The 11,368-nt window shown below is 27.0% G+C and carries 6 protein-coding genes; all 6 read right to left on the reverse strand.

What is annotated here, in order from left to right; all coding sequences use genetic code 11:
- Positions 1-221: 221 nt before the first annotated feature.
- The 6 genes from NL43_RS02370 to NL43_RS02390 all read right to left on the reverse strand — a co-directional run bounded on the left by NL43_RS02370 (position 222) and on the right by NL43_RS02390 (position 10,792).
- Positions 222-2,789 (reverse strand): hypothetical protein, encoded by a 2,568-nt coding sequence (locus NL43_RS02370; protein WP_069592445.1) that lies wholly within the window; start codon positions 2,787-2,789, stop codon positions 222-224.
- 307 nt (positions 2,790-3,096) lie between these two features.
- The gene (locus tag NL43_RS02375) at positions 3,097-8,637 is read right to left on the reverse strand and encodes a right-handed parallel beta-helix repeat-containing protein (protein ID WP_069592446.1); all 5,541 of its coding nucleotides are present in this window, start codon (positions 8,635-8,637) and stop codon (positions 3,097-3,099) included.
- A 206-nt stretch (positions 8,638-8,843) separates the two neighbouring features.
- Entirely contained in the window at positions 8,844-9,017 is a 174-nt protein-coding gene (locus tag NL43_RS08250) for a hypothetical protein (RefSeq protein WP_158005541.1), read from the reverse strand.
- Positions 9,018-9,078: 61 nt separating this feature from the next.
- Complete coding sequence (locus NL43_RS02380) at positions 9,079-9,414, reverse strand: DUF2149 domain-containing protein (protein WP_069592447.1); 336 nt, start codon at positions 9,412-9,414, stop codon at positions 9,079-9,081.
- Entirely contained in the window at positions 9,414-10,058 is a 645-nt protein-coding gene (locus NL43_RS02385) for a MotA/TolQ/ExbB proton channel family protein (RefSeq protein WP_069592448.1), read from the reverse strand. Before NL43_RS02385 ends, NL43_RS02380 begins: the two co-directional genes overlap by 1 nt.
- A gap of 32 nt (positions 10,059-10,090) precedes the next feature.
- A complete protein-coding gene (locus NL43_RS02390) occupies positions 10,091-10,792 on the reverse strand; it encodes a DUF2162 domain-containing protein (RefSeq protein WP_069592449.1) in 702 nt (233 codons plus the stop codon).
- Between the last annotated feature and the right edge of the window lie 576 nt (positions 10,793-11,368).

The following is an 11,368-nucleotide window of genomic DNA, read 5'->3' on the forward strand; positions in this document are numbered from 1 at the left end:
AGTGTATTCAACAATTATTTTTTTTCATACTTTATTTTATTATGAATAAGAATACACTGGTAATAGTTAAGTTTAATTATATTAATATACTTATGTATTTTTTATTTTTAATAAAATTTATTTGTTTTTTTTCAAAAAAAGAAGACTATTCATATTTTATTATATAAAATATATGATGATTTGTTTTAAATAAGCGAAAAAAAAATAAAAAAAAGAATTTTTTATAATTTTATAATTAATGCATTGGTAGTATTGGTTGCTGAATTAGCTTGATTAGAACCGGAATAAGTTAAGGTTATGTTATATGTACCTTCTTTAAGATCATTATTTAACCAAGTACTTAATGTAGCAATACCATTTGTGATGGATTGTATTTTAACTAAATTTTCTCCATATTCATCCATATTATAAAGAGTTTTACCATTTAGTTTAAATACATAATTTCCACTTGTTATTGGTGTTTTAGTAATACTTGTAACAAGCATTGCTTTAAATGTAGTATAACTTCCTGGAAGAGATACTATTTCATCAATGGTGATTATCGCATTTTGTTTTAGTATATTGAGTGTACTTGTACTTATACTGGATGTATATCTATTATTTTCACCGATAATAATTGTTAAATTATTTTCACCACTTCTTAATTGGGATGGTAATGTAATATTTGTTTTTAAAACACCATCAACAATAGTGGTATGAGCAATTGTTTTACCATTTATTTTAATAGCTACCTTGTTAGTTCCATATAAAATATTACCATTTTCATCAGTTACTATTTCATTAAATTCAATCGTTTCACCACTATTTGCAGTAATATTCTTTAATGTGAAATTAATGTTAGTTTTTTGAATTTCTAATACTTTTTTAGCTTCACATCTATTATATGATGAATTAGCAAATACTGCAGTTATAGTATAATTCCTTGCAGCATATCCTTTTAAGGTATATTCAAGTGTTGTAGTTCCATTAATAACATTTAGTTTTATTGGTTTATTGGTTTCATCTTTTAATGTAACACCATTAAGTTTGAAAACTAATTTACCATTTAATACTTCAGCACTATCGTTATCAGTTACCTTTGCTTTTATTTGGATAGTACTTCCAGTAGATATATTTTCTGGAATTATTATAGAAATCACAGCATTTCTTTTCACTGCTGGTTTGGTATTATCTGAAATTATAATATTACTGGAGTTCAAATCAATTATTACAGCATCATTACCTCCAATATTATTAGCAAGTAATATATTATCTGTTACTATTAAGTTTTTAGTACCTTCAATATTAATTGCTTTAGCGTTATCTCCAGAATCTGTTGTGATAACGGTGTTTTTAGTTATTGTGGAATTATCTGATTTTTGTTGGATTTGAATACCAATATTTGCAGGTCTAATTTCTTCAACAATCTCATTAATGTACTGGGAACTATTTCCTTTAGTTTCAATATTATTATCTTTAACAGTAATATTATTGGAATGAGCTAAACTAATACCCATACTGTAAGCACCATCATTTATAATATTATTATTAGTTACATTTGAAACTGATGTTGAGTATATTTCAATACCATATGTAATTGTACTGTTTAATTTTATATTATTGTTCGTTACATTAATTTTGGTTGTAGGACCAAAACCACCCATAGTGGATGTAATAATTCCAAAAGCCATTGCTTCATTATCTTGATCATATTCTGTTGTATTATAACAATAACAGGTAATATTATTTCCACTGATGTATAATTGGTCTGCATTATTTCCTACTTGAATACCATCAGTATATCTTTCACCTGTAGCGTTAAGGATATTATTACTTATTGTAATATTTTTAAGAGCATCTAATGCATTAACTGCATATAAGAATCTTGATCCAGAAACATTTACTTTATTATTATTTACAATAACATTAGTTCCTTGTTTTACTTCAATTCCATCAATTGTACCATAAGAATTTCCAGTACAATTTTTAGATTTAGTAGCAACTACTGTATTGTTTTCAATAAGTACATTAGTTCCACCAAAATTCATAATACCTAAAGTACTAGCTAAACCTTTACGATCTCCACCAGTCCAATCAATATCTATATCATGACCTTCAACAATAACAGTATTATTTGCAATAATGACATTATCGCCTAGGTTATTAATACCTTCTGTTACTTGGTTGGTACTACCTTCAATATAACTCATATTATCATCATTAATTATATGTATATAATTATTGATTATTGTTACATTTTCACCTTCATTCTTGAAAGCAGTTTCATAACGGGATGTATTAAGAGTAATGTTACTTATAGTACTATTTGATGCATCTTCAATAATGTATATATAACCTCCATTGATTATTGCATTATCTCCAGTTAATGTAACACCAAATTTATCTATTATAAATACTTTGTCAGTGAAATTACCACTTAATATGATATTATCATAAGCATTAATATTGGATGTTGTACCTTCATTGTCAAAGTATCTTCTGAAGTTACCATTAGTAACAGTAATTGTATTTGCTGTTTTAAGGTTATTTTCTTTTTTACTAGTTTTATTATTTACTACTGAATCTAAATCTATTTTTTTAGTAGTTGTTAGTTGTGTTTTAACTGCATTACTTATACTTGAATCTACATTCTTGTCAGTCAAGGAATTACCAGTATCTGAAATAATATTATCAGAACCTGTATTTTGTGTTGAATCATTTGTAACAGTAGTTGCTGTCACAGTACTAATTCCTATAAATAATACAATTAATGTAGCTACTAAAAGAAAAAGTTTTCTTTTTTCATACATGTAATCAGTCCTTTTATTATTTAATATATAATCAAGTTATTTCTAAATTAAACAAAAATGTTTTATAATATTTTAAAACTACTTGATTATATAAAATTTATTATATTCTTTTTAAATAATAAAATTTATTATTTTTTTTGAACATGAATGGAGTAATGTGTAAGAAAAAACATGATTTAAGGGTTATTATAAATTTAAAAAGTTATATGAATTTATTTTTTAATCTATTTAAAATTAGTTGTTTATTGTTTTTAGTTATTTTTAAAAAAAATTAGAAGAATTTATTAAATTAAATTCTTCCATTTAATTATTGGGGGTATGTGTTGTTACCAGTACTTGCAGTATTTCCTGTAAATGTGTTACTTGAAATTTTCATAGTAGCACTGTTATAAACAGCTCCACCTTTTTGTTTTGCACTATTTTTAGTGAATATATTTTTGGTAATTGTCGCATTCTTTGCATTGAATATTGCTCCACCGTTACGTGCAGAGTTTCCAGTAAATGTATTATTGTTTACTGTGAAATTACCTATATTATATATTGCTCCACCAGATACACTTGCTACACAATATGTAATTGTATTATTGGTAGTTGTTACGGTATTGTTGGAGTATATTGCTCCTCCATATACTGCTTTGTTTCCTGTTATTTTATTGGATTTGAGTGTTACTATTCCTTTGTTTGCCACAGCTCCTCCAGTTTGTGATGCGTTGTTATATCGTATTGTATTTTTCTCAATAAGTGCAACACCACCATTATATATTGCTCCTCCATATTTTCCACGATTATTTTCAAATGTGTTTGAGGTCATGGTAGCATTTGCATTGTTAAACATTGCACCACCTAATTGACCAGCAGTGTTTAGTGCAAATTTATTGGATGTTACTGTGATGTTTCTTGCATTATGTACTGCTCCACTCCATTGAGTTGCAGTATTTGATGTGAAATTATTACTTCTTAAATCCATTACTCCAAAGTTGTAGATTGCTCCACCATTTTTAGTCACATGGTTTGAAATGAAGTCGTTAATAGTAATTGTATTTACTTTTCCACTTGCATATAGTACACCACCAAATGCTGCACTATTATTGATAAATCTATTAGATTTTAGAGTAACATTTCCTTTACTGTTAATTACACCACCAGATTTAGTTGCATTATTATTTGTTACATTGTTACTTGTCATTGTAAGGTTTCCAGCATTGAGAATTACTCCACCATAATTTCCACTGTTTGTTTTAAATATGGATTGTGTTATTGTCATAATTCCATTATTATATATTGCTCCACCTTGATTTGCATAGTTATTAGTAAATGTAACTTTACTTAATGTTAATAGTCCATTATTATATATTGCTCCACCATTACTAGTGTTACCTTTGGTAAATTGAACATTTGTAATGCTTATAGTATAGCCTTTAGCTATGTTTAATAATTGATTTTTATTTTGTCCATTGAATATTATTGTTTTATTAGTTAAACCTACAATTTTTATTGTTTTTGCAGTTGTTGTTGTAGTGTTAATTACTATTGGTTTAGTTAGAGAGTATGTGTCTGATTTAGCATTGTTCATGGTTACAAGATTTATAGTTCCACCATTAGCAACAATTGTTAATGCATCAGTTAATGTTGTAGGACTATTTGCTGAAAATCCACTTCCTGTTCCATTATGACTTGCATAAATCATTTTAGTTGTTTGATTTCCAGTAAGGATAATTAATCCATTTTTAAATGTTTTTGAACTACTATTAAATTGATCGTTTCCATAGAAAGTTAATGTTATGTTATTTTTACCTTGTAGTGTTGTTGGTGCTGTAAATGTAAATTTAATTGTTCCATTATTGTTTGAGGTTCCAAGAATAATAGTATTATTGGTGTATTTTAGTACTTCACCATTAATTGCAATACTTATATTTCCATTTTTAGTAAAGAAACTATTAGTTAAATCACTAACTCTAATTGTAAGAGTTGTACGATTTCCAGTGTATGTATATGTTGTATTATAGTTAATAGAACTTTTTGTTTTCTGCACTGTTAATGTATTTGTTGCATTAGATTGTTTCAATGTGTTATTTCCATTATATATCACTACTATGGAGTATTTTTTTGTTGATACAAAGTTAGTTGATACAGTATATTTGTATGTAGCAACACCATTTGATACTTTAGCAGTACCTACTGTATCACCATTAATTTTTATGGTTACAGTTCCACTGTTAACTTTTTCTCCATTACTTGTAGTAACTGTAGCTTTTATTGTAGTTGTATTACCAATTATTCCTGTTGCACTATTTACTGTAGTGGTTGTTGTAGTTTGAACTCCTAATATATTACTTCCTTCTCCAGAAGAATGATCTTTATTTCCATTATAAATTACATTTATGTCATATACTCCTATATTCATAGTATTTGGTATTTTATAAATGTATGATGCACGTCCTGTGCTTAATGTTTTAGTAGTTAGTGTTTCTCCATTAACTATGAATGTAACATTTCCTGTTAGTTCAGCATTATATGAATCTGTTACACGAGCTGTAATTGTTACATTTTCTCCAGGTAATCCTGTTACTTTTGTAACATTTACAATACTTTCTTGCAGTGTTTTATTAAAGTTTAATGAAGCTGTTCCAGTACTGTTTTGGAAGTTATTACCGGTTACTGTTGCAATAATTGTGTATCTTGTTGTAGAAAATCCTGTTGTTGAGTTACAGGTTATTGTTGCTTTTCCATTAACTACTTTAGCTGTTCCTATTTGAGTTATACCAATTCTAAATGTCACAGTTAGATTTTTTAAATCCGTTCCTGTTGATATTACTGTAGCTGTAAGATTAAATGGTTTTCCAAGTGTTCCTTGCATTGGATGTACAATTATATTTGTGAAGTATATGAAGTTATTTGTAACTTTATTTGTTTTATGACCGATATATACTGCTTTATCACCAGAATATTTTGTAGATTGTAATGAATTTTCAACTACTGTATTATTAATAGCTTGTTCAGTTAGTTTTACTGCATATTCACTTGCATTTGTTTGTATTGTGTTTTTTGTGATATTGTTATAGAAACTATTTCTCATAAGCATAATGCCTTCATCACCATAAGGTATTGCATCTGAATGTAATGCTGGAATTATAGTTCCATAAGGCATTTGTTTTGTTGTAATGGTATTTCCTGTAATTGTATTATATGATGATTGGTATCCTGCAATTCCATAAGGATGTGATGCTTCAGCATATAATATATTATTCATTATTTTATTGTTTCTTGTACCATACATTTCAATAGTGTATACTGCAGCTCCACTTGCATTTATAGTATTATCTATGAATGTTGTATTTAGACAAGATTCAAGAGTTAAACCATACACGTAGTCTCCTCTATTTGTGTTATTGTGTAATGCTTTAACATTAAATGTATTATTTTCTACAAGAGTATTTACACTGTTTAATCCAGCAATAAATCCTGTAGCAAAGTATCCTCCAGTTACATTTACTTGGTTGTTTCTAAATGTGTTATTTGTTGCATTTGATGATGTAATTGATGAACCCCATGGAGCTCCTAATACTCCCATACCATAAGTATATGGTCCAAGACTAGTTACACTGATTTTATTATTGGTAACTGTGTTATAGTCACTTTCATAGTATATGTCTATTCCAACAACACTATTTTTGAAGTCATCATCAGGGTGTTTGTATTGCTTAAAGTTTGAGGTTATTACAACATCATTATTATTAATTACATTGTATGATGAGTATATTGCAACAATACCATAATTATGTAATACTTCATATATAGCACCTATTTTATCTTCAAACATTATTTCATAGGTATATGAAATGTTTTGTGAACTTTGATTTAAACGAACTTTATTATTTGATATATTATTTAAGTCAGATGCATATGCAAATATATTATAATTCAAGTAATCTCCTGATGTAGTTATAGTGTTATTTACTATAGTGTTACCTCCAGAAGAATATAAGAATATACCAAAACTTTCCCATTTATCATAGTTATTAATGGTTACATTACTTATTACACAATTACTTACTTCATCAAGCATAACTCCATGTCTGTTAACACTTGAAGTATCATAGTTAATGATTGTTACATTAGTTAATGTAGATGCAGATGCATCAGTAGTAAAGTCAATAGAACCATTATATATTATACAATTTTGTCCTATTACATGTACTTTCATTGGGAATACAAAGTCTTTTCCACTAAATGTTCCTCTAAGTATAACTGTATCATTTTTTAATATAGCTCTAGTATCTGCACCATCAGTAGAGAAGTAATTTGCATAATTCTGTGAAGTTATAATTATAGTTTTATTTGAATCTTTAACATCATCTACAGAACCATTTACTGGTGGAACATATGCTAATTCTAATCCAATTCCACTAGAACAATTTAATATATTTGATTCATCAACTAATACATGTGAATCTTCTATAAGTTTAGCTCCAGCTTCACTGAAATCAATAGAAGCATAACCATAACTTTGAATTCTATTTTTTGTTACAGATATATAGTTTATTTTTTTACTAGAAGATTGTTTTTTAAATAATATTCCTACTTTTTTACTAGTAATATTATTGCCTTCTATTGTAATGTTAGTATATTTACCTTTTGAGTAAATACCATAACCTTCAGATGACATTAAACTGTTATTTGCTATAACAATTTGACTTCCACTAATAATAATACAAGGACCATCATTTGATGTTATGGTGTTATTGGTAAGTATAGCTCCATCTCCTCCAATTTCAATACCTGTGGTTGAACTATTTACATGTACTATATTATTAGATACAATTGCACCTTCACATGCATAAATACCTTGAGCTGTAGCATTTACTTCATTGCCTATAATTGTATTGTTGGTAAAGTCTTGTGTAGATATACCTCTGTATCCATATTCTACTTTATTTTTTGAAATAATGTTACCAGTTCCCATAATTTGGATACAGTAACTCCATGATGTGTCTCCACCAGTTACAGTATTTCCAGTCACATTATTGTAATCACAATATCCTCCTTGGAATAATCCAGATCCCCAGAAACTAAAGTAGATTCCATTTGCTTGATCACTATGAACAGTGTTATTTACAATATTATTATAAAAACTTAAACCTAGTGCTAATGCAGTATGTGTACGGTTCATGTCTGTTCTATGTGATGTTTCAAGGTAGTTGTCAATAATTAAACTATTGTTCATTTGATCTGCAGCCATTGCAAATGCAAATGGTCCGTTTACATGTATCGTGTTATTTGCAACAAGAATGTTTTTTGTTACATTAACATAAATTCCACTACCATAATAATTACTATTTTCTATAGTTAAATTTGTAACAGTTGCACCAGTTGAATTAATTCCTTGAATATTAACAGTACAATTGTATAATTTTGCAGTTTTTCCTGTACTTGTTATAGTAATATTGGTTTTATCTATTGTGAAATTAACATTAGTAAATGTTCCTTGTAAATCTAATAAATCTCCTGATTGAACTAAACTTGTTGTTTGTGTCATATTTGATGTTTCATTGAATCGGAAATAATAATTATAATTATTACTTGTTATTTTAGTTGTTGCTTGTTTGATTGTCTTTGTCGGTGTTGTATTTACAATATTTTTGTCACTTGAGGTTGTTTGGATAGTTTTAACTGTTTTACTAGTAATATCATTTGTACTAGTTATGTTTGTATTAACATCTGAAATATCCTTATTTAAACTATTATCTTGATGATTTATATCATTCGATGTATCACCAGCAGATACACAGCTTAAACCAACCATAAATAAAACCATTGTTATTAATAAGAATTTATTAATGGTTTTCATTATTTCACCTTTTTATTTTCATAAAATATTTTTTTTCATTTTCGTTTATTTTCAATATTCTATGATGGTTATATTTTTATTTTAAGAAATTAATTAAATTAACTAAAAAATATTTCAAATTTAATTTATTATATAATCAATTTTAAAATTTAATAATGAAAACTAATTAGAATTAATTTATACTTGTATGTATGTAAAAATAGGAATTAGGTTGATATTTTACTAAATAGTAATGGTATGTAATTAATTAGATTAATAACAACAATAAAAACAGCTATTATTAATAAAATGCTAAAAATAGTTTTAATAATTCTTTTTTCCTTAAATAAATATTCAGGATCTTTTTGTATTTTATGTGATGTTCTTAGTTTGTTTTTCATATTGTTTATCTCCTTTTTTTTTAAAAAAAAAGGATTGGATATGTTGTTCATAGTATATGTATTATGAACTAACCATAACCATTTTTCCAGTTTCAGGATCCTTGTATACTTTTCCCATTTCCTGATATCCTGAACCTGATTGTGTTACACTTTCAGGGTTTTCATTAATGTCTTGTGTTTGATCTTCTAATTCTGTAGTTTGTGTGGCAGTTTGCATAGCTTCTTGTTTTTCTTGTGGTGACATATCGCTATTGGTTATATTTTCAATTCCAGTAGCCATTACTGCGAAGATTAAAAAACCCATTGCTAATACTAGCATAAGATCAGTCATGTTCACTGCTGAAGACATGGGATCTATATCTGTTTTAGTTTTTCTAGTTCTTCGTCTGAGAGTCATTATATCACCTCAAGAATTACTTCTGCTAAATCATATAATGTTGCAACATCTTCTTCATACCATCTACTACGTATTGCAGATATTACAAAACATAAACTACCTGAAGCTAACCCTGCAGTTGTCGTGTTAAATGCTACAGTTAAGTTTGAAGTTAATGTAGTCATATCTCCACTACCTAAAGCAGCAAGACCTGGCCCCATTGGAATAATTGTACCAAGTAATCCACAACCAGAACCTATTTTTGCTACTATATCTAATTTTTCAAGTGATTTTGCTATTTTAAATTCTTGATCTTCAAGAAGGTTTCTAGCTAATATTTCACGTGTTTCTTTATCATATAATTCTGTATCTAATTTTGCTACAGAACATAATAAATCTTTATCATTCTTAGTGAATTTTGTATGATTAATAACTTGACAAATTTGTTCTCGTGTTTCACATGAAGCAATATTTTTTATAATAATTTCTTTTTCTTGAGCAGTAATTGTTCTACGTCCTGTATATTCTGCAACTATTGATCCTAGTTCAACAACTGCAAATATGAGAAAGATTATCAATAATATCATTACTGGAAGTAGTAAACTTTGAGATACGACATTTAATATTCCAGATAATATTTCTCCTCCAGGAATTGTTGTTGCCATAGAGTAATCCTCCCTATCTATATATTCTTATCTTAATTTTTTAGTAATCTACTATTTCTTTTAGCATAAATAACACCTACAAACATTAAAGCAAGTATTGCTATTATCATGTAAGCTACGTTTATGATAGATTCTATTTGTATTGCTGTTCCACTTGTTGCTAAACTCATATTGGGCAGTATAATTAAACATAATACGAAATATAATCCTATAAATATCATGAAATTACCTAATACAATAGGATATGGTTTGTGAATTCTTTTAACAATCTCTGTTGAGAAAAGATATGTTAAACCCATAACTACTATGAGCATTACTGATGAAAGAGCACCTAAAGATACTGAGGATATACCTGTCATAGGAGCCACTATAAGTATTGATGTTAATATAGCTCCAAAACAACAAGGACATGGTGCAATTACAGCCATACTTGTGGTTGAACCAACATTGGTTCCAGTAATTTTCCAATCATATACAGTTTTAAATCCTGTTATAAGAATTACTATTGCAATAGCTGCAAATATATAACCAGTATAATTATATACAAATGTATATAATTGTTCAGTATATGGTTGAACAATATATGATAAAATAGTTAGACTAATTCCATAACCTGCTAGAATTTTAAGAACACCTTTCCGTGTAATACCTGCAAAACCTAATGTTAGTCCTATTTTGATACCAAATATTAAAACTGCTGCTAGTATTCCATATTGTACAAATTGTTCAAACATTCATCATCCTCCTAATTCTTTTTTTAATAAAAAAAGAAAAAATATTCAAAGTATATTGTGTAAAGTCTTTGAAAACTTTTTTGAATTTTTATAAGTATATATTTATTTTTTAATAAGTATTAATATTATTCATTTTTTTTTAAAAGATAACATATTAATTTTAATAGTTTAGTCTAAAAAACTGTAATTTCCGTGTTAAATTTAATTTTTGAACATTTTAAATAATTTAATCTTAATTTAATTTAAATTTCATTGATTAGTATTTATGAATAAACATATATAATTCTTAAATTAGAATATTATTCATGAAGAATTATTATTGTATAAATTTCAAGTTTATTTGAATCGTATAATTTTTCTTCAAGTATTAATTGAAACGGAGGTTAAACTATTAATATAAAAAGGAGTCATGTTATTTTAACTTCCCTAACAATATTATTTGTATTAGTCTCAATAACTGCAATTTCTGCAGAAAACACGGATAATTTAACAGATGCTGGTGATATATCTGATAATTATGAAAATACATTTAATAATGAAGTTAATGATAACACTGAAAATTCAATTACTACAAAT

The organism is Methanosphaera sp. WGK6, from assembly GCF_001729965.1.
In the GTDB taxonomy this organism is placed as follows: domain Archaea; phylum Methanobacteriota; class Methanobacteria; order Methanobacteriales; family Methanobacteriaceae; genus Methanosphaera.

What these genes read in the sequence shown, in the direction of transcription:
- NL43_RS02375 (WP_069592446.1), bottom strand. Translation starts at nt 8,637, where the DNA reads ATGAAAACCATTAATAAATTCTTATTAATAACAATGGTTTTATTTATG.
- NL43_RS02380 (WP_069592447.1), bottom strand. Translation starts at nt 9,414, where the DNA reads ATGACTCTCAGACGAAGAACTAGAAAAACTAAAACAGATATAGATCCC.
- NL43_RS02390 (WP_069592449.1), bottom strand. Translation starts at nt 10,792, where the DNA reads ATGTTTGAACAATTTGTACAATATGGAATACTAGCAGCAGTTTTAATA.
- NL43_RS02385 (WP_069592448.1), bottom strand. Translation starts at nt 10,058, where the DNA reads ATGGCAACAACAATTCCTGGAGGAGAAATATTATCTGGAATATTAAAT.
- NL43_RS02370 (WP_069592445.1), bottom strand. Translation starts at nt 2,789, where the DNA reads ATGTATGAAAAAAGAAAACTTTTTCTTTTAGTAGCTACATTAATTGTA.
- NL43_RS08250 (WP_158005541.1), bottom strand. Translation starts at nt 9,017, where the DNA reads ATGAAAAACAAACTAAGAACATCACATAAAATACAAAAAGATCCTGAA.